The following is a 20,459-nucleotide window of genomic DNA, read 5'->3' on the forward strand; positions in this document are numbered from 1 at the left end:
ACGTCGCCGGCCCGGCGAAGCGACTTGGCGAGAACGGGGTTGCGGTACTGGGTGGCCACCGGTCAGGCGCCCTTGGCCGGGACGACCTGCAGATACACCAGGGTGAGGATGAGGTTCACGAAGAACAACACCAAGAAGGTGATGACCACCGATTGGTTCACCGCTTCACCTACTCCTTTCGGACCCCCTTTGGGATGCAACCCCTTGTACGCGGCGATCACACCGGCGATCAGGCCGAACACCAGCGCCTTGATCTCACCGATCCACAGGTCGGGTAGCTGCGCCAGCGCGGAGAACGAGGCGAGATAGGCGCCCGGCGTGCCGCCCTGCAGCAGCACGTTGAAGAAGTAGCCGCCCGCGATGCCGACCACCGAGACCAGGCCGTTGAGCAGCAGCGCGACCAGCGTCATGCCGAGCACCCTCGGCACCACCAGCTTGGCCACCGGGTCGACGCCGAGCACCTCCAGCGCGTCGATCTCCTCACGGATGGTGCGCGAGCCGAGGTCGGCGGCGACCGCCGAACCGGCGGCACCCGCGATGATCAACGCGGTCACCACCGGCGCCGCCTGCTGCACCGTGGCGAGCACGCTCGTTGCGCCGGTGAAGGATTCGGCGCCGAGCTGCTTGATCAGCGAACCGGTCTGCAGCGCCACCACCGCGCCGAACGGGATAGCGACGAGTGCGCTGGGCAGGATCGAGACGCTGGCGATGAACCACGACTGCTGAATGAACTCCCGCCACTCGAACGGCCGGCGGAACGTCTTGCGCAGCACGTCCACGAACAGCGCGAAGATGTTGCCGGCCTGGCCGAACCCCGACTCCAGTGGAGTCCGCAATCGCGCCAGGGAGGAATTCACGATCGCAGATGTTACCCGTTAGTTGTGTTGTGTCGAGTGGTGGTCTCGTACGCGCCGCCCGGGTAACCACCCAGGTCGCTGTTGTTGTACGCCAAGACCTGGGTCTCGTCGTTCTGATCAAGTGACTCGCGAATCGCGGTCTGCGCCGCGTGCGGCAGGGTGTGCATGATCTCGCGCACCCGCTCCTTGCGGCGCAGCACGGCCTGGCGCACCGGCATGCCTGGAGTGGCCTGCATCTGCGGAATGATGCCCTCGACCTCTTCGGCGCCGCCGTGGTGATGCCCGGCGTCGAACATCGCTTGCTCGCGCGCCATCTGGGCCTCGTCCTTCTCCTCGGACATGCCGATCGGACCCTGCATGCGGCCGTTGAGGAACTGCTTGACCACCGGCTCGTCGGAGGTGAGCAGCACCTCGCGCGGGCCGAACATGACCAGCTGGCGGCGGAACATCATGCCGATGTTGTCCGGCACGGTGCGGGCCAGGTTGATGTTGTGCGTGACGATCAGAATCGTCGCGTCGATCTGGGCGTTGATGTCGATCAGCAGCTGGCTGATGTAGGCGGTACGCACCGGATCGAGGCCGGAGTCCGGCTCGTCGACGAGGATGATCTGCGGGTCGAGCACCAGGGCACGGGCCAGGCCCGCACGCTTGCGCATACCGCCGGAGATCTCGCCGGGCAGCTTGTTCTCGGCACCGAGCAGACCGGTCAGCTCCAGCTTCTCCATGACGATCTTGCGAATGTCGGACTCGGACTTCTTCGTGTGCTCACGAAGCGGGAACGCGACATTGTCGAAAAGATTCATCGAGCCGAACAGCGCGCCGTCCTGGAACAGCACGCCGAAGAGCTTGCGGATCTCGTAGAGCTCCTTGTTGGAGCAGGTGGTGATGTCCGTGTCACCGACGTAGATCGAGCCGCGCTCCGGGCGCAGCAGGCCGATCAGCGACTTCAGAAAGACGGACTTGCCGGTACCCGACGGGCCGAGCAATGCGCTGACCTCGCCGGTCGGCAAGGTCAGGGAGACATCCTGCCAAATTCGCTGGGATCCGAAGGACTTGGTAACACCTTCGGTTCTGACCTCGACGCCCACGCCAACCTCCACAATTTCTCAGCGAGCTGCCCACCGGCGAACCGCGTGCTGGGTCGAGCGGTGTGTCACGTCACAGTGGGTCGGGCCACTGTATCCCAAGAGCGAGACGACGCACACCCCAACCTGACTGAAGAGTAACCCCGTTTCATGTGGTATTTCCGGATTGTTCGCGCAGGTCGCCGTAAATAGCAAACAGGCGGCCCCCAAATGGGGGCCGCCTGTCGGGCGATTCGATCGCGGAATTACTTGACCGAAACCTTGGCGCCGGCTTCTTCCAGCTTCGCCTTGGCAGCCTCGGCGGCATCCTTGGCAACCTTCTCCAGGATGGCCTTCGGGGCACCCTCGACGAGGTCCTTGGCTTCCTTCAGGCCCAGGCCGGAGACGATCTCGCGGACCACCTTGATGACCTGGATCTTCTTGTCGCCCGCACCCTCGAGGATGACGTCGAACTCGTCCTGCTCCTCGACGGCCTCGGCAACCGCGCCCGGGCCGGCGGGGCCCGCGACGGCGACCGGAGCGGCGGCGGTGACCTCGAACTTCTCTTCGAACTTCTTGACGAAGTCCGACAGCTCGAGCAGGGTCATGTTGCCGAAGGTCTCCAGCAGTTCGTCAACGTTGGCCATGATGTTGTTCCTTTCGGTAGTTGTTGTCTATGAGGGCGAGCCGCGCGCGAATCACCCGCTGTGTTCGATTGGCGGCCTTCACTGGCCCTGCGTGGTTACGCTGGCGCTGCCGCCTCCGGGCCTGATGCTCAGGCCGCGGTGGGTTTATTCAGCGGCAGCGGCGGTGTCGCCACCGGCTTCGGCCTGCTTCTTCTCGACGAGCGCGGCGGCAAGGCGAGCCACCTGCGACGCCGGAGCGTTGAACAGGCCGGCGGCCTTGGCCATGTTGCCCTTCATCGCACCGGCCAGCTTGGCCAGCAGGACCTCGCGGGACTCCAGGTCGGCGATCTTCTCGACCTCGGACACGGACAGCGGCGCGCCGTCCATGTAGCCGCCCTTGATGATGAGCGCCTTGTTTTCCTTGGCGAAGGTCTTCAGGGCCTTCGCCGCGGTAACCGGCTCACCACTGATGAAGGTGATCGCGGTCGGTCCGACGAACAAGTCGTCCAGGCCCTGCACGCCCGCCTCGGCGGCAGCGCGCTTGACCAGGGTGTTCTTGGCGACGGAGTACGTGGCTTCGGCGCCGAGCGCACGACGCAGCTCGGTGAGCTTGCCGACCGACAGGCCACGGTATTCCGTGACCACGGTGGCGGTCGAGCTCTTGAACTGCTCCGCGATCTCCTCGACCGCAGTGACCTTCTCGGGTTTTGCCATACTTCGCCTCCTCTCTGATGGTCGGTTCGATACGAACTACCGATCAGGGGGACGGCGACAAAACAAACGCCCCGGACGCAAGGCGTTCCGGGGCGCACAACAATCACACGGCCTCGGTTCTCCCTGCGTGGGCCGCCGGCAATGTCGCCGGACCTTCGATCGAACCCATGCGGGCTCGACGACCAACGGTCTTCGGTAGAACGGATTTGGGTAGGAATCGAACTAGTCGATAACTGCTGTCCAATGTACCCGGAGCCACCTCCATCTGCCAAAACGGGGGTGCTCCCCGGCGAATCGGGACCATTCAGTGCGCGATTCGTTGTGTATCGCGTCACATTCACCCGGCGATGTGGTTGAGATCGCCCCCACTATCCGTTACTTAAGGTGACAGTTACTGTTTGACTGCTTGACTATGGCAACCTCCATAGTCGATCCACCGATGCTGCTGGAACGACGTAACCAGCGCTTTCTCGCCTTGGCCGTGATCTGCCTCGCCGAGCTGATCGTCGTCCTGGACAACACCATCGTGAACGTGGCGCTCCCGTCCATCGGGGTGCAGCTGCACACCGGCGTCAGCGGCCTGCAATGGGTCGTCGACGCGTACACCCTCACCTTCGCAGGCCTGTTGCTGGCCTTCGGCAACCTCGGCGACCGGCTCGGCCGCCGCCGGATCATGATGGTCGGCCTGATCGGCGTGGGCGCCATGTCGATCGCGGGCGCGCTGTCCGGCTCGATGGGTGGCGTGATCGCCGCGCGCGCCGCGATGGGTGTGTTCGCCGCGGCCGTCTTCCCGGCGACACTGGCGCTGATCATCAACATCTTCCACGACAAACGCGAACGGGCCCTCGCCATCGCGGCATGGACGGCCATGGCCGGGTTCGCCATCGCGATCGGGCCGATCTCGGGCGGCTGGCTGCTGGCCCACTTCACCTGGCACTCGGTGTTCTGGATCAACGTGCCGCTTGCGCTCATCGCGTTCGTCGCCACGCTGATCTGGGTGCCCGAATCCCGGGCGACCCAGGTCGGCAAGCTCGATCTGCCCGGCATCGGGTTGTCCGTCGCGGGCATCACGCTGGTGGTGTGGTCCATCATCGAGGCGCCGCGCTTCGGCTGGCTCTCCACCACCACACTGAGCACCGGCGCGCTCGGCCTCGTCCTGCTTGCCGCGTTCATCATCTGGGAATTACGCACTCCCGCACCAATTCTCGATATGACGCTGTTCCGCAATCGGCGATTCTCCATGCCCGCCTTGGCGATTGCGATCTGCTACTTCTCGATGTTCGGCTTTCTTTTCCTCATCACCCAGTATTTCCAAGGGGTGCGGGAATACACGCCGCTCGAATTCGGTATCGCCTCATTGCCTTTCGCGTTCTCGGTGGCGATCGGCGCACCCATTGCCACCCTGCTCGCCCAGCGGTTCGGGCCGACGCCGGTCATCGTGATCGGGCTGCTGAGCACCGGGCTCGGGCTGTATCTGGGCGGTCAGGTGACGGTGGACAGTCCCTACGTCACCGACGTGCTGCCCGCGATGGTGTTCATGGCGCTCGGCGTCGGCATCGTGCAGGGACCGGCTACCGAGTCGATCATGGGATCGCTGCCGCTCAACGAGGCCGGTGCGGGGTCCGCGGTCAACGACACCACCCGCGAGATCGGCGGCACCCTCGGCGTCGCGGTGCTCGGCTCGATCGTGGCGTCGTACTACACCACCAGGATCGGTCCGCGGATCGACGCGCTACCGACCACGTTGATGAGCGAGAACGAGCGGGGTCTGGTCAAATCCAGTCCGCTCAGCGTGCTGGAGATCCGCAAGCGGCCACTCCCGCCGTTCTTCGAGAGTCAACGCGAAAACCTCATCGTGGCAATGAAAACGGCCGCGCTCGAAGGCTCCCATACCGCCTCGCTCGTCGCGGCGGGCGCAGTCGTGGTGTGCGCGGTGATCGTGGCCACCTTCCTGCCGTGGGGCGCGCCCGAGGATGAGTCGGTCCTGCTCGCCTGGCGGAAAGACGCTGAGCCCCAGGAGGATTCGGTCAACTGACCGCGCACGGACGAAGATCGGGATTCGGCAGGGTTCCGGTCTTCGCCGGTATCAGGCCGCCGCTCTGGCCACCAGTTTGTGCAAGGCTTCGATTGCGCCGCTGCGAAATTCGGTCGTGCCGACCAAGCCGTCCGGTCCGACGTCGTCCCGGCCGACCGGCAGCCGGACACAGCCGTCGGGGTCGACGTCGGCACCCACGTAACCGAGGACGAGTGCCAGTGTCGCGGCGGCACCTTCGCCGCGACCGAGCGCGGCCACAGTGATCCAAGCGGTGGGTTTCTCGTAGAGGTCGGCGTTGCCGACGGTCCAGTCCAGCAGATTTTTCAGGCTGCCGGGTAGTGTGCCCGCGTATTCGGGGGTGCAGAACAGCACCGCGTCGGCCTGCGAAAGCTGTTCGCGCAGTGCGCGAACCGACGGGTGCGCGGTGCCGTCGTCATCCGGATCGAAGGCGGGCAGGTCGGCGAGGCCGCCGAACAAGCGCACGTCGAGGCCGACGGGAGCGAGCGCTTGCACGGTGCGCAATGCGGCGGAGTTGGTCGACGCGCCGCGGGTGCTACCGGAGATGAGCAGGACAACCGTCACCTCTGTGCAAACGATGCCGAACTTGGAAATAGTCCGAGCCCGAAACGCACAAGGGCGGGAACGCGTAATGCGTTCCCGCCCTTGCGGATTTGCTCAGGTGCTACTTACGCGTCCTCGTCCAGGAGGTTGCGGGTGCGGTTCGGGTCCACCGGGATGCCCGGTCCGGTGTTCGTCGAGACCGTCACCTTCTTGACGTAGCGGCCCTTGGCGGTCGACGGCTTCACGCGCAGGATCTCCTCCAGCGCGGCGCCGTAGTTCTCCACCAGCTTGGCGTCGTCGAAGGATGCCTTGCCGATAACGAAGTGCAGGTTGGCCTGCTTGTCGACGCGGAAGTTGATCTTTCCGCCCTTGATCTCGTTGACGGCCTTGGTCACGTCGTTGGTGACCGTGCCCGTCTTCGGGTTCGGCATCAGGCCACGCGGTCCGAGGACACGCGCGATCCGGCCGACCTTGGCCATCTGGTCCGGGGTGGCGATCGCGGCGTCGAACTCGAGCCAGCCGCCCTGGATCCGCTCGATCAGGTCCTCGGCGCCGACGGCGTCCGCACCGGCGGCCTCGGCCTCGGCGGCCTTCTCGCCTGCCGCGAACACGATGACGCGGGCGGTCTTACCGGTGCCGTGCGGCAGGTTGACCGTGCCGCGCACCATCTGGTCCGCCTTGCGGGGATCCACGCCGAGACGGACGGCGACCTCGACGGTCGCGTCGGTCTTGGTGGTTGCGGTCTCCTTGGCCAGCCGCGCAGCGGCGAGCGGGGAGTACAGGGTGTCGCGATCGACCTTCTCGGCCGCGGCGAGATACGCCTTGCTTCGTTTTGCCATAATTCTCTGTCCTTAAGTGTCTGGTTCAGCCGTGGTTTGCGGGCCTGGCCGGCCCTCCCACCTGGAGCTGCGGAGGCTCAGCCCTCGACGGTGATACCCATCGAACGCGCGGTACCCGCGATGATCTTCGCCGCCTGATCGATGTCGTTGGCGTTCAGATCTTCCTGCTTGGTCTTGGCGATCTCGCGCACCTGATCCATGGTCACCTTGGCGACCTTGAGGCGGTGCGGCTCAGCCGAACCCTTCTGCACACCGGCGGCCTTGAGCAGCAGCCGAGCGGCGGGCGGGGTCTTCAGCTTGAAGTCGAACGAGCGATCCTCGTAGACCGAGATCTCGACCGGAATGACGTTGCCACGCTGCGACTCGGTCGCGGCGTTGTACGCCTTGCAGAACTCCATGATGTTGACGCCGTGCTGACCGAGCGCGGGACCCACCGGAGGGGCGGGGTTCGCCTGGCCGGCCTGGATCTGAAGCTTGATGATCCCGGCGAGCTTCTTCTTCTTGGGGGGCATCTTTCTTTCCTAGGTGTCTGTTTTCCTTGCTCTTTGCAAGTGCTGGTGTTGCGGTCCGCGGCCGGGCGGATGCCGTCGGCCGCTCACGTAACAGGACTAAATCTTCGCAACCTGGGTGAAGCCGAGCTCGACCGGGGTCTCGCGGCCGAAGATCGACACGAGCACCTTGAGCTTCTGCTGCTCGGCGTTGACCTCGGAGATGCTGGCGGGCAGCGTCGCGAACGGGCCGTCCATCACGGTCACCGACTCGCCGACCTCGAAGTCGACCTCGATGGTCGGCTTGGACACCGACTCGGCGGCGGACTCGGCCGAACCCGCGGCACCGGCGGCGGCAGGCGCCTTCTTCTGCTGGGCAGCGGGGACCAGGAACTTCACCACATCGTCGATGGACAGCGGCGACGGGCGCGAGGTGGCGCCGACGAAACCGGTGACACCGGGGGTGTTGCGCACGGCGCCCCAGGACTCGTCGTTGAGCTCCATCCGGACCAGGATGTAGCCGGGCAGCACCTTGCGGTTGACGTTCTTGCGCTGGCCGTTCTTGATCTCGGTGACCTCTTCGGTCGGCACCTCGACCTGGAAGATGTACTCCTCGAGGTCCAGGTTCTGCACGCGGGTCTCGAGGTTGGCCTTCACCTTGTTCTCGTAGCCCGCGTAGGAGTGGATGACGTACCAGTCACCGGGCGCGCGGCGCAGCGCGGCCTTCATCTCCGCGACCGGGTCGGCAGGCTCTTCGTCGATGGGAGCGGCCTCGGGTGCGGCTTCCTCGGAGTCCACGTCCTCGGAGTCTTCGACGGTCGTGGCGTCGTCGGTCGTGGGATCCACCACCGCGTCCTCGACCGGGAACTCTTCGTTTGTGTCGTTCTCCGGGGTGCTCACTGGGGCACTCGCTTCCTGTGTCGTCACGTACATCCTCTGCGTGCCGGGGCCGGGCGCGCGGCGGAACTACTCCACCCGTGTCCGCCCCGGGATCGGCCGGCGGCGTCGGCGTCGATCTCTAGCCGAACAGCCAGTTGACACCCTTGATGAACGCCACATCCAACCCGCTGATGAACGCGACCATGAAAATCACGAACACCAGAACAACGCTCGTATAGGTGACCATCTGCTTCCGGTTGGGCCAGATCACCTTGCGCAGTTCCGCGACTACTTCACGCAGGAACTTGATCAAACGCTTGAACGGATTAGCCGTTTTTGTGCGTTCGGCCCGATCGGTCTTGGCTGCCTTGCGCGACGAAGGCCGATCGAGGGTGGCGATCGAACCTGTGTCGGGCGACGCGCCGCGTGTCCGCCGGGCGGAACGCTTGCCGCTCGGCCGGGCCACCGCGGCGGTGTCGTCGCCGTCGTCGGTCGCATGCGCGCCGTGGCGAGAATCCCGCTCGTCGACCACGTCGATCCTTTCGTCGCTGGCATGCTGGTTCTTTTCGAGCGACCTGCAAGCAGTCGCTTCGGAAAGGCAGGGGCGACAGGACTTGAACCTGCAACCTGCGGTTTTGGAGACCGCTGCTCTGCCAGTTGAGCTACGCCCCTTCGGTTGGACCGTATCGGCTGTCCAACCACTGTTCGGTATTCAGTTGTAGAACTCCGGTGCCACCACATGACACGCGCGCTGCTTTCGCAGTCGCCGGCCCCGTAGGCGAAACCTTCACGGCCTCACCTGGAACCAGCCCTACAGAGCAGCGCGCAGCGGCTGGTGACCCCAGAAACTTGAGTGTACGTTACCGCCCACGTCGTTAGCCAATCAGGGTCAGTCGACCAGGTCAGGCCAGCTGCACGGTCGCCGTCGCGCGCCCGAAGATCTTGCGCCCCGCCGACTTCGCCACGATGGCGACGACCGCGGTCCGCGTCTCCGGATCCACCGACTTCACCTTACCGGTGTACTCGATCTCGGCGGCCTCGTCGGTGCCCACGTAGACCGGGCTGGTGAAGCGGACGTTGTACTCCTTGACCGCGCCGGGATCGCCCAGCCAGGAGGTGATGAAACCGCCGCCGAGACCCATGGTGAGCATGCCGTGCGCCACCACGTTGTCCAGGCCGACGAGCTTGATGACCTCGTCGCTCCAGTGGATCGGGTTGGCGTCGCCGGAGACACCGGCGTAGTTCACCAGGTCGCCGCGGGTGAGCCGGACGATGCGGGCGGGCAGTTCGTCGCCGACCGCGATGTCGTCGAAGCTGATCGCGTGCTTGCTCGGCGTGATCTCGGGCACCGTGGCGGGCTGCACCGGCGCGGCGATGATATTGGCGCGCGGCTTGTGATCCGGGGCGTCCTCGCCGATGCCGTGCATCAGCACGTTGCGGACGGTGTCGTTGAGGTTCGGGTCGATGTCGCCGCCGCTGCGGCCGATGAGCGTGGTGTAGGTGGTGAGCACCAGCTCGTCGTTCTGCGCGGTGACGATGTTCTTGGTGACGATGATGTCGCCGCCGAAGGCCTGCCGGAACGAGTGCAGGTAGACGTCGCAGACCAGCTGGTCGCCGACCTTGATCGGCCGGTGGAACTCCAGAATCTGGTCGGTCTGCAGGATCTGGCTCAGGTCGTAGCCGGTGACGATCTGCTCGAAGAGCTTGCGCTGGGCCAGAATGCCGACCAGGGAGATGAAGGTCAGCGGCGCGAGCAGGCCGTCGTAGCCGTACTCCTGCGCGAGGTCCTCGTCCCAGTGCACCGGGTGGTAGTCCTGCACGGCGCGCGCGTATTCGCGCACCTTCTCGCGGCCGACCTCGTAGTAGTCGTCGACGCGGTAGTGGTGACCGACCATCGAGGCCGCGTGCGCCGCGGGGTCGAAGGTCTCGACCGCCTGAACCGCTTCGTCTGTACCGGTGTTGATTGTCACGGGAGGACTGTACCTATCTGACCCCGAGCCCGGAGTCGGCGGAGCGTTCACGAGCTGGCCTCGCTAGCGCTCGGCTTCCGTCGTGACCGCAGTGGCGGCTGTGACTCTCGTTCCCTCGCTATTGCTCGCTCACCTACCGCACCCGACCGCGAAAATGCGTCAGGGCCGGACAAACGTCCGGCCCTCGCACTGTCACGATCCGAGATTGCCGGGAGCAATCAGGCTCCCGACGCCGATCCACGCGGCAGCATCACGCGTGGCGGACTAGCGGGATTCTTTGTGTCCCCGGTGCGTGCCGCAGTTCGGGCAGAACTTCTTGAGCTCCAGCCGATCCGGGTCGTTGCGCCGGTTCTTCTTGGTGATGTAGTTGCGGTGCTTGCACTGCTCGCAGGCCAAGGTGATCTTTGGCCGGACATCGGTGGACTTCGCGGCCACGATATTCCTTCTTTCGGGTCAACCAGTTGGTCTGATCGGTTTTGGTAGCGATGGCCGGACTTGAACCGGCGACACAACGATTATGAGTCGTTTGCTCTACCGACTGAGCTACACCGCCACGGGGTCGCATTGCTGTGGTGCGGCGCCCCGGCTTCCACCAGAGTGGAAACTATATGCGATGCCGAGTCGGTCACCACCGGCAATCCGGCGAGCCCCCTAACGGAATCGAACCGTTGACCTTTTCCTTACCATGGAAACGCTCTGCCGACTGAGCTAAGGGGGCATGACTACTTCCGCACCAGGACTTGAACACTGGACCCCGGCGCGGCGAAGTCTTGAACGAGGTTACACACCCAACGGTCAGAGCTCCAAACCGGGTGGTCAGAAGCCTTTTTCCGGAGATCATCCGGCCGGCGGCGGCATCGAAAGCGGCGGACAGACCCCAGCAGCACGAAACCCCCGCGGATCGAAGACGATCCACGGGGGTTCCGGGTGGCAGATGTAGGATTCGAACCTACGTAGGCTTTCGCCGACGGATTTACAGTCCGCTCCCATTGGCCGCTCGGGCAATCTGCCGTCGCGCTCTCGGCGCGAAAAGCAGAATACATCCACCCCCCGCCCTGATTGCAAACCGGCTGGCCATCGGCCATGCGGCGGGACTACGGTCGCGCCGCGGGGTACAACTAACGGTGACCGATCAACCGGTCGAGCGAGTAGTTGGACCGCCAGGACAGGAGCGAAGTGTGGCCGATTCGTCATTCGATGTCGTCAGCAAGGTCGAACGTCAGGAGGTCGACAACGCCCTGCACCAGGCCGAGAAGGAGCTGACCACCCGGTACGACTTCCGTGGCACCGGTGCGGCCATCGAGTGGTCCGGCGAGGACAAGATCGTGCTGACGGCCGAGGCCGAGGAGCGGGTCAAGGCGGCGCTGGAGGTGTTCAAGGAGAAGCTGATTCGCCGCGACATCTCGCTCAAGGCGTTCGACGCCGGCGAGCCGGTCGCCTCCGGCAAGACCTACAAGATCACCGGAACACTGGTGCAGGGCATCGACACCGAGCATGCGAAGAAGATCACCAAGAAGATCCGCGACGAGGGCCCGAAGGGCGTGAAGGCGCAGATCCAGGGTGAGGAACTGCGGGTGAGCAGCAAGAAGCGCGACGACCTGCAGGCCGTCATCTCGCTGCTCAAGGGCGAGGATTTCGGTATCGCACTGCAGTTCGTCAACTACCGCTAGCGGGCTACGGCCTCGGGCCGCCCGCCATTTCCTCCAACCGAGCGATGCGCTCGGCCATCGGGGGGTGCGTGGAGAACCAGCGGGCGGCGCGCTCACCCGCCCGGAACGGGTTGGCGATCATCAGGTGTGACTGGGCGGTCAATTGCGGCTCAGGCGGCAACGGGGCGGCTTGCACGCCGCGCTCCAGTTTGCGCAGCGCCGAGGCGAGGGCGAGCGGGTCGCCGGTGAGTTCGGCGCCCGACTGGTCCGCCTGGTATTCGCGGGAGCGGGAGACGGCCAGCTTGATCAGGCTCGCGGCGATCGGCCCGAGCAGCGAAACGAGCAGCACGCCGAGCATGTTCGGGCCTTCGCCGTTGCGATTGCCGCCGAACGCCGAGGCGAAGAAGGCCAGATTGGCCAGGCCGGAGATGACCGCGGCGAGCGCGCCCGCCACCGACGAGATCAGGATGTCGCGGTTGTAGACGTGCGATAGCTCGTGGCCGAGCACGGCCCGCAGCTCCCGCTCGTCCAGGATCTGCAGGATGCCGCTGGTACAGCAGACCGCGGCGTGTCGGGGGCTGCGGCCGGTGGCGAAGGCGTTGGGTGCGTTGGTCGGGCTGATGTAGAGCCGCGGCATCGGCTGGCGCGCGGTGGTCGCCAGCTCACGCACGATCCGGTAGATCACCGGCGCTTCCAGCTCGCTGACCGGTTGCGCGTGCATCGCCTTCAACGCGAGTTTGTCGCTGTTGAAGTAGGCGTAGGCGTTCATGCCGACGGCGAGCAGGATGGCGATGATCAGGATCGTCGGGCTGCGGAACGCCGCGCCGGCGAGCACGATCAAAGCCGACAGGCCGACCATCAGCCCGAAGGTCTTCAAGCCATTCGCGTACCCGTGCCCGTGCATCGGTCTCCTTGCCCACTCCCCCGAACGTTGAGTGTTGACAACGGGTCAACGATAGAAGCACGAAGCAAAGTTCCTGCTGAACTCAGCCGACGCGCTCGATCGTGTAGCGGACGAGGTGTTCGAGGGCGTCGTTGGCGGGGCCCGCGGGCAGGGCGGAGAGTTCGGCGTGGGCGATGTCGGCGAAGCCCTGCAGCTTCTCCTTGGCCAGCACCATGCCGTGCGAGCGGGACAGCAGGTCGAGGGCCTCCTCGACCTCGGCGTCGGTCTGCAGGGGGTTGGCGAGGAGTTTGCGCAGGCGGTCGCCGTCGGCGCCCTCGTCGCGCAGCGCGTACAGCACCGGCAGGGTGTGCACGCCCTCGCGCAGGTCGGTGCCCGGGGTCTTGCCGGACTGCTCGGCGGCCGAGGAGATGTCGATGATGTCGTCGGAGATCTGGAAGGCGGTGCCGACCGCGTCACCGAGGCGGGCCAGCCGCTCGACGTGCTCGGCGCCCGCGCCGGAGAAGGTGCCGCCGAAGCGGCCGGCGGCCGCGATCAGCGAGCCGGTCTTCTCCCAGACGACGCGCAGGTAGTGCTCGACCGGGTCCTGGGATTCGCGGGCGCCCATGGTCTCGCGCATCTGGCCGGTGACCAGCTCGGCGAAGGTTTCCGCGATGATGCGGACCGCGTCGGGACCCAGCGTCGAGGTGAGTCGGGAGGCGTGCGCGAACAGGTAGTCGCCGGCCAGGATCGCGATGTTGTTGCCCCACCGCGCGTTCACGCTCGGGGCGCCGCGGCGCATGGTGGCCTCGTCCATCACGTCGTCGTGGTAGAGCGTGGCCAGGTGCACGAGTTCGACGACGGTGCCCGCGGTGATCAGCGCGGGATCGGTCGGGTTCGGGCCGAGCTGGCCGGTGAGGATGGTGAACAACGGGCGGAACCGCTTGCCGCCGGCTTTCGCCAGGTGCAGCGCCGCCTCCTGCAGGAAGTCTTCGCCGTCGGACAGCTCGTCGACCAGGAGCTTCTCGACCTCTTCCAGGCCGTTGCGCACGGTCGCCGCGAGTTCAATGTCGACGAGATCGACCCCGGCCACCACGGTGCTCTCGTCCTTCACAGCCGATGTGCTCATTTCTTCTCCCACCGATCCGTCCGACCCCACGATAGAGAACCTAGCGTGTCCCCAGCGGATGGCCCATGAACACCGTCACTATGCGGTGTATCAGACACTTTCGCACACCATTTTCCGCGCGCCGCGCCGACCCGCGGCGCCGCCGACGCGCCCGCCGTCGACACGAACAAGATTGCCCTGCAAGTATTGAGCGCATGGGTTCACCGGAAGTCACTCCCGCGGGCGGGGATGCGCTGCCAAGCAGGGCCGAGGTGCTGGTGGTCGGCGCGGGCCCGGCCGGATCGGCCTCGGCCGCCTGGGCCGCGCGGGCCGGGCGCGACGTGGTGCTGCTCGACTCCGCCGTCTTCCCCAGAGACAAGACCTGCGGCGATGGGCTGACCCCGCGCGCGACGGCCGAACTCGAACACCTCGGCCTCGGCGATTGGCTGCGCGCGCACACCGTCAACCACGGCCTGCGGATGACCGGGTTCGGCAGGGAGGCCCTGCTGCCGTGGCCCGCCGGTTCGTTCCCGACATACGGAAGTGCCGTCCCACGAACCGAACTCGACGACAAGTTGCGCGAGACCGCGGTGAAGTCCGGCGCGCGGATGATCGACGGCAGCAAAGTGGTCGATGTCACCCGCGACGGGGACCGGGTCACCGGTGTGACGGTGCGAACCGCGACAGGCACGCACATCATCGACTGCGCGACGCTGATCGTCGCCGACGGGGTGCGTTCGCCGATCGGGCGGCTGCTCGGCCGCACCTGGCATCGGCAGTATGCCTACGGCACGGCGGCCCGCGCCTACATCAAGTCCGGCCGCAGCGACGACCAGTGGATCACCTCGCATCTGGAACTGCGCGACGCCGACAACGCGCTGGTCCCCGGCTACGGCTGGGTCTTCCCGCTCGGCAACGGCGAGGTCAATATCGGGGTCGGTTCGCTGGCCACCGAGCAGCGCCCCTCGCATATCGCGTTGAAACCGCTGCTGGAGCACTACACGAAGCTGCGTTTCGACGAATGGGAGTTCGAGGGTTCGCTGCGCGCGGTGGCCTCGGCGCTGCTGCCGATGGGTGGCGCGGTGTCGAATGTGGCCGGCCGCAACTGGGTGCTGGTCGGCGATGCCGCGGGCTGTGTGAACCCGCTGAACGGCGAGGGCATCGACTACGGCCTGGAGGGCGGGCACATGCTGGCGGGGTTGCTGGACGAACCGGACCTCACCCGCGTCTGGCCTGAGCTGCTGCGCGCGAAGTACGGGCGCACCTTCTCGGTGGCGCGGCGGATCGCCGGGCTGGCCACCCATCCGCGGATGGTGCCGATCGGCGGGCCGCCGGTGATGTGGTCGAAGTACTTGCAGCGCACCGCGGTCCGGGTGATGGGCAACCTGGTAACCGACGAGGACGTGGATCTGACCGCGCGGGCTTGGCGGGCGGCGGGGCGGATGTCGATGCGCGCCGACGACCTTCCGCCCTTCGCCTGACCCGGCGGACCTGCGGTTTCCCCGAGTCGGCGATGTGCGCGGCCGGTATAGGCTGAACCCGCCTTGCCCTCGTAACGACAGGTTCCGCCATGGGTGAACAACCAGCAGGTGGCTTACCCGCGTTGTCTTTGCTGCCGCATCTGCGGCGGGCCCGCGACCTCGCGGATCGGCGGTACGCCGATCCGCTCCGGCTGGAGGAATTAGCGGCCGCCGCAGGGGTTTCCAAATATCACTTCCTGCGGGCGTTCGCCGCGGTCTACGGGTTGACGCCGGCCGCGTATCTGGCGGAGCGGCGGATCGAACGCGCGCAGGATCTGCTGCGCTCCACCAATGTCACGGTGACCGAGGTGTGCATGCTGGTCGGTTACAGCAGCCTCGGCTCGTTCAGCAGCAAATTCCGTCAGCTGGTCGGCGTCTCGCCCTCGGAATATCAGGCCAAGTTCGCCGACGGCGCACCACGCATTCCGGGGTGCTACGTGTTCATGCACGGCTTGAGCGATCGGAAGCGCAGTAGCTAGGCCGCAGTGGGGTTTTCGATGCGGAACACCGCGCAGCGCGGGGCCGCGGCCGCGAACTCGTCCGGGTCGGCGGACTCGACCAGGCCAAGCTTGATGAAGAACGGCACGCCGTGCGGCACCTCCCGCGGGAATTCGCGCAGTACCGCGCCGCGTTCCTCGGCGGGCAGTTCGATCAGGTCGACGCGGTGGCGTTTGCGCCCCTCGGCCAGGATGCCCCAGTGGCTTTTGCGCGCGTTGCGCACCCACTCGGCCTTGGCGTGACCGACGACGTAGCGCGCGTCGCGCACGGTCAGCGGCGAGACGGGGGTGGTCCGTAGCTCGCCGGAGGCCCGGCCGGGCACCGAAAGCACCCGCATCGTGCCGATCGAGAGCCCCAGCCGGTTCAGCGTGATCACCACGCGATTCATCGGTTTCAGCCAACCGGGCAGGCCCAGTTTCGTTTCCATGACAACTCCTTTCAGGTCGGCCACGGCAGATCGCCGTCGCTGATCCGTCGTGCGGCGCGCTCCACCCACCGCAGTTCGGTGTCGAGTAGTTCGCGTTGGAGTTCGCCCTCTATCAGGACGACTTCCGGAACTCCGGCGGCCCGCGCTGCGGCCAGGTCGGCGGTCAACTCGGCCGCGGCGGCGCGCAAGGCCGAGGCCCGCAGACCGAGCAGTTCGGCGGCGCGCTCCGGTGCCAGATTGAGGATGTGCGCGAGACCGGCCGGGAAGCGCGGATATTCGTTGATCGGCTCGGCGAGATATTCGTCGAGCAACGAGTCGAGTTCGGCGCGCCCGGTGGCGGTGATCTCGTAACTGGTGCGCTCCGGACGCGCGCCTGCCCGGCTGGTGCCCACCGGAGCGATCAGCCCGCTCGCGGCAAGTCGCGCGACGGCGTCGTAGACGGATCCACCGCGCATCCGCACCACCCGGCCGACGTGGCGGTCCTTGATGAGCGCCTGCATCTCGTACGGGTGCATGGGGCGCTCGTTGAGCAGGCTCAGGACGGCCAGGGCCAAGGGGGTTCTGCGGGCTCGCTGTGTCGCCATCACGCTCCAAATACTCGAACTCGAATAACCGAACTCGACTATACCGCGAAGACAGCAATTTCCGAGAAGCAACCGGCCGAGCCGCCGCCATAGCCTTGCCGCATGACAACGATCACGAATGTCTCGCTGGTCACCGTGTACGTCACGGACCAGACCGAATCGAAGCAGTGGTACATCGACAAGCTGGGCTTCGTCGAGGTCGCCGACATCGTCATGGGCGACAACGGGTTCCGCTGGGTCACCATCGCGCACCCGAAGCACCCGGAGCTCGAGATCACCCTGATGGTCCCAGGACCGCCACTGGACGACAACCTGGCCGAGGCCATCCGCCGTGCCCTCGCGAACGGCACGCACGGCGCGCTCGGCCTGAGCACCGAGAACTGCCAGCAGACCTTCGAGGAGCTCACCGCCAAGGGCGTCGAGTTCGTTCAGCCGCCCGCCGAACGGCCCTACGGCACCGAGGCGATCATCCGGGACAACTCCGGGAACTGGCTGGTGCTGGTGGAGCAGAAGGAGTACTCCCCCGCGGACTTCGCGTAAAACGAAACCCGTCGCCCCGGCCGTGCTGTCGGGACGACGGGTTCAGGTTCTGCCAGGAGCTCAGGCAGTCGCCTGCGCGGCGACCCACTCCTCGATGAACTTGCGCTCGCTGTTGAGCACCCGATGATGCAGCTGCTCGGCGAGCGGCTCGATGGCGCCGCCGACCAGCGGCACCTTCACCTGCACGGTGCCGACCACCTCGATCTCGGAACCCTCTGCGGTCGAGCGCATTTCGTAGGTGCCCGACATCTCGGTGGTGATGCCGCCGGTCGCGCCCTCGAAGGTGCCCTTGGCGACCTCGCCGGTGAGCGCCTGCCAGTTGTCGGTACGCGAGAGCATGAGCTCGCTCTTGAGCACCTTGCTCACCACGCTGGGAATCTTGTCCTGCGCGGCCTTTTCGGTCATGTGGATGCGGATGGTGCCCTCGCCCTCGGGATGCGAAAGGTCCAATGTCGCGGTCTCGGCGTCGGCGAAACGCGCCTGCCAGACTTTCTCGTCGGTAAGTGCCCGGTGAAGATCTTCGACCGGGACGGTGTAAGGCACGGTGAAGCTGAATTTTCGGGACATGCGCGACACGGTAGTCCAGTCGATCGGTAGCCTGTTGCGGTGTTGGAAACCACGCAGTCTGATCGACGATCGATCCGCCTGCGGCGGGCCAGAATCGGCGTGCTCACGGCGGCGACGGTGATCAGCGTGCTCGTCGTGCTCCTGGTGCTGGCCGCCTGGCGCAACGACTACCTGATCAGCTCGGACAAGGGCGTGGCCAGCGCCGAGGTGCTCTCCGCGGGGCGGCTGCGCTCCGCGGTCATGTACGTGACCCCCGACGGTGAGACGCACAATCCGAAGGTCGGCGTGCTGTACCCGACCAATCTCACCGCGGGTGAACGCATCCGGGTCGAATACAACCGCGCGGACCCCGATCTGGTCCGGGTGGAGGGGCGCGATGTCCGCGTCGCGATTCCACCCGCGTTGTCGGTGATCGTCGTGGTGTGGTCGATCGCCCTGCCGACGGTGTGGCTACTGATCCGGCTCGGCAGGCGACGGCCCGGCGCGAGCTGAGGCACCGCGCCGGGTCGGCCCGAGGAGTTCGCTCGATCTTTAGGTGTCCTTCACGCATGCGTGGCGAGACGGCGCGCTGTGGCCGTCAACCTGAGAGTGTGCGTGTAGCGATCGTTGCCGAGTCGTTTCTGCCGAATATGAACGGCGTCGTCAACTCCGTGCTCCGGGTGCTCGATCACCTGGACCGGCACGGCCACGACGCCCTGATCATCGCGCCGGACACCACGCGCGGGCTCGCCCCCGCCGCGCGCTGGCACGAGCGGTTCCGGGTGCACCGGGTGCCCGCGGTGATGGTGCCGAAGATCAGTTCACTGCCGGTGGGGCTGCCGCAGCCGGGCATCGTCTCGGCGATCGAGGATTTCGACGCCGACGTGGTGCATCTGGCCTCGCCGTTCCTGCTCGGGGCCGGCGGTCTCGCCGCGGCCATGCGGCTGGATCTGCCGACGGTGGCGGTGTACCAGACCGACGTCGCCGGATTCGCCAAGAGCTACGGGCTCGCGTTGGCCAGCCGGGCGGCGTGGGCCTGGACGCGGCGCATCCACGAGGGCGCGACCAGGACGCTGGCGCCGTCCCGGGCGGCGGCGGAAGATTTGGCGCAGCACGGAATTCCGCGCGTGCACCGGTGGGGACGAGGCGTGGACATCGTCCGGTTCACCCCGCAGGCGCGGCGGACCGCACTGCGCGACTCCTGGCTCGACGGCGACAGGCTGGTGGTCGGCTTCGTCGGACGGCTGGCACCGGAGAAGCACGTCGAGCGGCTCGCGGTGCTGGCGAAGGACCCGGACATCCAGTTGGTGATCGTCGGTGACGGGCCTGAGCGCGAGCGGCTCGCGCGGATGATGCCGACCGCCGTGTTCACCGGCGAACTCGGCGGCGACGCCTTGGCCCAGGCGTACGCGAGCCTGGACGTGATGGTGCACGCGGGCGAGCACGAAACCTTCTGTCAGGGCGTACAGGAAGCGCTCGCCTCCGGTATCCCGGTGATCGGCCCCGACGCGGGCGGCCCGCGCGACCTGATCGCGCACTGTCGCAACGGCTATCTGCTCCCGGTCGATCGTTTCACCGAACTGCTGCCGAGTGCCGTTGGCGCACTGCATGATCCGGTACTGCGGGCCCGATTCGCCGGAGCCGCACGCAAATCTGTGCTGCACCGCACCTGGCCGGCGATCTGCACCGAACTGATGGGGCATTACGCGGACGTGACCGGTAACCGAATGCGGCTACCGCATACAGCCTGAACCACGCTGTTCCTCTGCGCTGATCGCCGCGCAGCGGCCGAGCGGAACGCGACAACAGGTCTCGTGAGAACATGGGTAACTCGTCGGGCACGCCCAAAACTGCGGCGCATCTGACGCAGGACCTGAACGCGACCCAGGAGGCACCCGACTTGTATGGCCTGAATACGCGGAGAGGCGGATCAGTCCGGGCCTCGCTGGACAAACAGCCGCGCGAGGTCGCGACGATGTTCGACGGTGTCGCGCGACGGTACGACCTGACCAACACCGTGATCTCCGGCGGTCAGGATCGCTACTGGCGCTGGGCGGTGCGCAAGGCGCTGGCGCCGCGGCCGGGCGAGCGGATTCTCGACCTCGCGGCGGGCACCGGGGTGTCCACGGTCGATCTGGCGAAGTCCGGCGCCTGGTGCTTGGCCGCCGACTTCTCCCAGGGCATGCTCGCCGCAGGGCGGCACCGCAAGGTGCCGATGGTGGCCGCCGACGCGCTGGCGCTGCCGTTCGCCGACGACTCGTTCGACGGGGTGACGATCTCTTACGGGCTACGCAATATCTCCGACACCGAGGGCGCGCTGCGCGAGATGCTTCGGGTCACCAAGCCGGGCGGCAGGCTCGTTATCGCCGAGTTCTCCACGCCGGTCGTGCCCGGTTTCCGCACCGTGTACATGGAGTACCTGATGAAGGCGCTGCCGAAGGTGGCCCGCGCGGTCAGCAGTAATCCGGACGCGTACGTCTACCTGGCCGAATCCATCCGCGCCTGGCCGAACCAGCGGCAACTGGCGCTGCGGATCGCGAGCACCGGGTGGTCCTCGGTGAAGTGGCGCAACCTCACCGGCGGGATCGTCGCGCTGCATCGCGCGTACAAACTGGGCTGATCAGCGACCTGCGTCACACCTCACCGGCGATTTTTCCGCCTGTGAGGGGCAATG

Annotated in this window: 24 protein-coding genes and 4 tRNA genes; 8 read left to right on the plus strand and 20 right to left on the minus strand. The window is 66.4% G+C overall.

Translation table 11 applies throughout. The features are described from left to right. Positions 1 to 62 precede the first annotated feature (62 nt). From ACIHA7_RS05390 to rplJ, 4 genes are all read right to left on the minus strand, one after another. Positions 63 to 857: an ABC transporter permease gene (locus tag ACIHA7_RS05390; protein ID WP_107659493.1), complete on the minus strand. Its 795-nt coding sequence runs from the start codon at positions 855 to 857 to the stop codon at positions 63 to 65. 11 nt (positions 858 to 868) lie between these two features. Beyond that, on the minus strand, positions 869 to 1,945 hold the full coding sequence (locus ACIHA7_RS05395) for an ABC transporter ATP-binding protein (protein WP_135233583.1): 1,077 nt from the start codon (positions 1,943 to 1,945) through the stop codon (positions 869 to 871). A 242-nt stretch (positions 1,946 to 2,187) separates the two neighbouring features. Further along, entirely contained in the window at positions 2,188 to 2,568 is a 381-nt protein-coding gene (rplL, locus tag ACIHA7_RS05400; RefSeq protein WP_218471879.1) for a 50S ribosomal protein L7/L12, read from the minus strand. 144 nt (positions 2,569 to 2,712) lie between these two features. After that, positions 2,713 to 3,261: a 50S ribosomal protein L10 gene (gene rplJ, locus ACIHA7_RS05405; protein ID WP_397285782.1), complete on the minus strand. Its 549-nt coding sequence runs from the start codon at positions 3,259 to 3,261 to the stop codon at positions 2,713 to 2,715. A gap of 412 nt (positions 3,262 to 3,673) precedes the next feature. On the opposite strand from rplJ, the gene ACIHA7_RS05410 reads away from it, so the two are divergent. After that, the gene (locus ACIHA7_RS05410) at positions 3,674 to 5,296 is read left to right on the plus strand and encodes an MFS transporter (protein WP_397285784.1); all 1,623 of its coding nucleotides are present in this window, start codon (positions 3,674 to 3,676) and stop codon (positions 5,294 to 5,296) included. 51 nt (positions 5,297 to 5,347) lie between these two features. On the opposite strand, the gene ACIHA7_RS05415 is transcribed toward ACIHA7_RS05410, so the two are convergent. The 11 genes from ACIHA7_RS05415 to ACIHA7_RS05465 all read right to left on the minus strand — a co-directional run bounded on the left by ACIHA7_RS05415 (position 5,348) and on the right by ACIHA7_RS05465 (position 11,044). Beyond that, on the minus strand, positions 5,348 to 5,878 hold the full coding sequence (locus ACIHA7_RS05415; RefSeq protein ID WP_397285786.1) for an NADPH-dependent FMN reductase: 531 nt from the start codon (positions 5,876 to 5,878) through the stop codon (positions 5,348 to 5,350). A 104-nt stretch (positions 5,879 to 5,982) separates the two neighbouring features. Next, positions 5,983 to 6,696 (minus strand): 50S ribosomal protein L1, encoded by a 714-nt coding sequence (gene rplA / locus ACIHA7_RS05420; protein WP_107659499.1) that lies wholly within the window; start codon positions 6,694 to 6,696, stop codon positions 5,983 to 5,985. Positions 6,697 to 6,773: 77 nt separating this feature from the next. Continuing rightward, positions 6,774 to 7,208, minus strand: coding sequence for a 50S ribosomal protein L11 (gene rplK, locus ACIHA7_RS05425; RefSeq protein ID WP_107659500.1), 435 nt, complete (start codon positions 7,206 to 7,208; stop codon positions 6,774 to 6,776). A gap of 96 nt (positions 7,209 to 7,304) precedes the next feature. Further along, a complete protein-coding gene (gene nusG / locus ACIHA7_RS05430; RefSeq protein WP_397286533.1) occupies positions 7,305 to 8,084 on the minus strand; it encodes a transcription termination/antitermination protein NusG in 780 nt (259 codons plus the stop codon). Positions 8,085 to 8,202: 118 nt separating this feature from the next. Next, the gene (gene secE, locus ACIHA7_RS05435; protein WP_167768870.1) at positions 8,203 to 8,595 is read right to left on the minus strand and encodes a preprotein translocase subunit SecE; all 393 of its coding nucleotides are present in this window, start codon (positions 8,593 to 8,595) and stop codon (positions 8,203 to 8,205) included. A 67-nt stretch (positions 8,596 to 8,662) separates the two neighbouring features. After that, a tRNA-Trp gene (locus ACIHA7_RS05440) sits at positions 8,663 to 8,735 on the minus strand. Positions 8,736 to 8,965: 230 nt separating this feature from the next. Further along, positions 8,966 to 10,027 carry a fused (3R)-hydroxyacyl-ACP dehydratase subunits HadA/HadB gene (locus tag ACIHA7_RS05445; protein WP_397286535.1) on the minus strand — a complete coding sequence of 354 codons (1,062 nt, stop codon included), beginning with the start codon at positions 10,025 to 10,027 and terminating at the stop codon, positions 8,966 to 8,968. Between the two features lie 270 nt (positions 10,028 to 10,297). Next, the gene (rpmG, locus tag ACIHA7_RS05450) at positions 10,298 to 10,468 is read right to left on the minus strand and encodes a 50S ribosomal protein L33 (protein WP_014988500.1); all 171 of its coding nucleotides are present in this window, start codon (positions 10,466 to 10,468) and stop codon (positions 10,298 to 10,300) included. A gap of 42 nt (positions 10,469 to 10,510) precedes the next feature. Then, positions 10,511 to 10,586 (minus strand) — tRNA-Met (locus ACIHA7_RS05455). Between the two features lie 92 nt (positions 10,587 to 10,678). Next, positions 10,679 to 10,751: transfer RNA gene (locus ACIHA7_RS05460), tRNA-Thr, on the minus strand. A gap of 210 nt (positions 10,752 to 10,961) precedes the next feature. Further along, a tRNA-Tyr gene (locus ACIHA7_RS05465) sits at positions 10,962 to 11,044 on the minus strand. 167 nt (positions 11,045 to 11,211) lie between these two features. On the opposite strand from ACIHA7_RS05465, the gene ACIHA7_RS05470 reads away from it, so the two are divergent. Continuing rightward, positions 11,212 to 11,703, plus strand: coding sequence for a YajQ family cyclic di-GMP-binding protein (locus tag ACIHA7_RS05470; protein ID WP_135233588.1), 492 nt, complete (start codon positions 11,212 to 11,214; stop codon positions 11,701 to 11,703). Positions 11,704 to 11,707: 4 nt separating this feature from the next. Here the strand turns inward: ACIHA7_RS05470 and htpX are convergent, their stop codons facing one another. Further along, on the minus strand, positions 11,708 to 12,586 hold the full coding sequence (gene htpX, locus ACIHA7_RS05475) for a zinc metalloprotease HtpX (protein WP_397285790.1): 879 nt from the start codon (positions 12,584 to 12,586) through the stop codon (positions 11,708 to 11,710). 82 nt (positions 12,587 to 12,668) lie between these two features. Beyond that, the gene (locus tag ACIHA7_RS05480) at positions 12,669 to 13,691 is read right to left on the minus strand and encodes a polyprenyl synthetase family protein (protein WP_397285792.1); all 1,023 of its coding nucleotides are present in this window, start codon (positions 13,689 to 13,691) and stop codon (positions 12,669 to 12,671) included. Between the two features lie 194 nt (positions 13,692 to 13,885). On the opposite strand from ACIHA7_RS05480, the gene ACIHA7_RS05485 reads away from it, so the two are divergent. Continuing rightward, positions 13,886 to 15,151, plus strand: coding sequence for a geranylgeranyl reductase family protein (locus ACIHA7_RS05485; protein WP_397285794.1), 1,266 nt, complete (start codon positions 13,886 to 13,888; stop codon positions 15,149 to 15,151). 89 nt (positions 15,152 to 15,240) lie between these two features. After that, entirely contained in the window at positions 15,241 to 15,669 is a 429-nt protein-coding gene (locus ACIHA7_RS05490) for a helix-turn-helix transcriptional regulator (RefSeq protein ID WP_397285796.1), read from the plus strand. Here the strand turns inward: ACIHA7_RS05490 and ACIHA7_RS05495 are convergent. Both ACIHA7_RS05495 and ACIHA7_RS05500 read right to left on the minus strand, forming a co-directional pair. Continuing rightward, on the minus strand, positions 15,666 to 16,115 hold the full coding sequence (locus ACIHA7_RS05495; RefSeq protein ID WP_397285798.1) for a deazaflavin-dependent nitroreductase: 450 nt from the start codon (positions 16,113 to 16,115) through the stop codon (positions 15,666 to 15,668). The genes ACIHA7_RS05490 and ACIHA7_RS05495 overlap by 4 nt on opposite strands. Positions 16,116 to 16,126: 11 nt before the next feature. Then, positions 16,127 to 16,699 carry a PadR family transcriptional regulator gene (locus tag ACIHA7_RS05500; protein WP_397285800.1) on the minus strand — a complete coding sequence of 191 codons (573 nt, stop codon included), beginning with the start codon at positions 16,697 to 16,699 and terminating at the stop codon, positions 16,127 to 16,129. A 102-nt stretch (positions 16,700 to 16,801) separates the two neighbouring features. Here ACIHA7_RS05500 and ACIHA7_RS05505 point away from each other — a divergent pair, with 102 nt between their 5' ends. Then, positions 16,802 to 17,239, plus strand: a complete 438-nt coding sequence (locus ACIHA7_RS05505) for a VOC family protein (protein ID WP_397285802.1) — start codon at positions 16,802 to 16,804, stop codon at positions 17,237 to 17,239. Positions 17,240 to 17,299: 60 nt separating this feature from the next. On the opposite strand, the gene ACIHA7_RS05510 is transcribed toward ACIHA7_RS05505, so the two are convergent. Further along, on the minus strand, positions 17,300 to 17,806 hold the full coding sequence (locus ACIHA7_RS05510; RefSeq protein WP_397285805.1) for a DUF2505 domain-containing protein: 507 nt from the start codon (positions 17,804 to 17,806) through the stop codon (positions 17,300 to 17,302). 39 nt (positions 17,807 to 17,845) lie between these two features. On the opposite strand from ACIHA7_RS05510, the gene ACIHA7_RS05515 reads away from it, so the two are divergent. The 3 genes from ACIHA7_RS05515 (at position 17,846) to ACIHA7_RS05525 (ending at position 20,405) form a co-directional block, all read left to right on the plus strand. Further along, complete coding sequence (locus ACIHA7_RS05515; RefSeq protein ID WP_397285807.1) at positions 17,846 to 18,298, plus strand: DUF3592 domain-containing protein; 453 nt, start codon at positions 17,846 to 17,848, stop codon at positions 18,296 to 18,298. 98 nt (positions 18,299 to 18,396) lie between these two features. Then, positions 18,397 to 19,536 carry a glycosyltransferase family 4 protein gene (locus ACIHA7_RS05520; RefSeq protein WP_397285809.1) on the plus strand — a complete coding sequence of 380 codons (1,140 nt, stop codon included), beginning with the start codon at positions 18,397 to 18,399 and terminating at the stop codon, positions 19,534 to 19,536. 71 nt (positions 19,537 to 19,607) lie between these two features. Then, the gene (locus ACIHA7_RS05525; protein ID WP_397285811.1) at positions 19,608 to 20,405 is read left to right on the plus strand and encodes a demethylmenaquinone methyltransferase; all 798 of its coding nucleotides are present in this window, start codon (positions 19,608 to 19,610) and stop codon (positions 20,403 to 20,405) included. Positions 20,406 to 20,459: the final 54 nt, after the last annotated feature.

Source organism: Nocardia sp. NPDC052316 (assembly GCF_044547795.1).
Taxonomy (GTDB): Bacteria; Actinomycetota; Actinomycetes; order Mycobacteriales; family Mycobacteriaceae; genus Nocardia.

What these genes read in the sequence shown, in the direction of transcription:
- rplL (WP_218471879.1), bottom strand. Translation starts at nt 2,568, where the DNA reads ATGGCCAACGTTGACGAACTGCTGGAGACCTTCGGCAACATGACCCTG.
- rplJ (WP_397285782.1), bottom strand. Translation starts at nt 3,261, where the DNA reads ATGGCAAAACCCGAGAAGGTCACTGCGGTCGAGGAGATCGCGGAGCAG.
- ACIHA7_RS05410 (WP_397285784.1), top strand. Translation starts at nt 3,674, where the DNA reads ATGGCAACCTCCATAGTCGATCCACCGATGCTGCTGGAACGACGTAAC.
- rplA (WP_107659499.1), bottom strand. Translation starts at nt 6,696, where the DNA reads ATGGCAAAACGAAGCAAGGCGTATCTCGCCGCGGCCGAGAAGGTCGAT.
- rplK (WP_107659500.1), bottom strand. Translation starts at nt 7,208, where the DNA reads ATGCCCCCCAAGAAGAAGAAGCTCGCCGGGATCATCAAGCTTCAGATC.
- htpX (WP_397285790.1), bottom strand. Translation starts at nt 12,586, where the DNA reads ATGCACGGGCACGGGTACGCGAATGGCTTGAAGACCTTCGGGCTGATG.
- ACIHA7_RS05480 (WP_397285792.1), bottom strand. Translation starts at nt 13,691, where the DNA reads ATGAGCACATCGGCTGTGAAGGACGAGAGCACCGTGGTGGCCGGGGTC.
- ACIHA7_RS05485 (WP_397285794.1), top strand. Translation starts at nt 13,886, where the DNA reads ATGGGTTCACCGGAAGTCACTCCCGCGGGCGGGGATGCGCTGCCAAGC.
- ACIHA7_RS05490 (WP_397285796.1), top strand. Translation starts at nt 15,241, where the DNA reads ATGGGTGAACAACCAGCAGGTGGCTTACCCGCGTTGTCTTTGCTGCCG.
- ACIHA7_RS05495 (WP_397285798.1), bottom strand. Translation starts at nt 16,115, where the DNA reads ATGGAAACGAAACTGGGCCTGCCCGGTTGGCTGAAACCGATGAATCGC.
- ACIHA7_RS05500 (WP_397285800.1), bottom strand. Translation starts at nt 16,699, where the DNA reads ATGGCGACACAGCGAGCCCGCAGAACCCCCTTGGCCCTGGCCGTCCTG.
- ACIHA7_RS05505 (WP_397285802.1), top strand. Translation starts at nt 16,802, where the DNA reads ATGACAACGATCACGAATGTCTCGCTGGTCACCGTGTACGTCACGGAC.
- ACIHA7_RS05510 (WP_397285805.1), bottom strand. Translation starts at nt 17,806, where the DNA reads ATGTCCCGAAAATTCAGCTTCACCGTGCCTTACACCGTCCCGGTCGAA.
- ACIHA7_RS05525 (WP_397285811.1), top strand. Translation starts at nt 19,608, where the DNA reads ATGGGTAACTCGTCGGGCACGCCCAAAACTGCGGCGCATCTGACGCAG.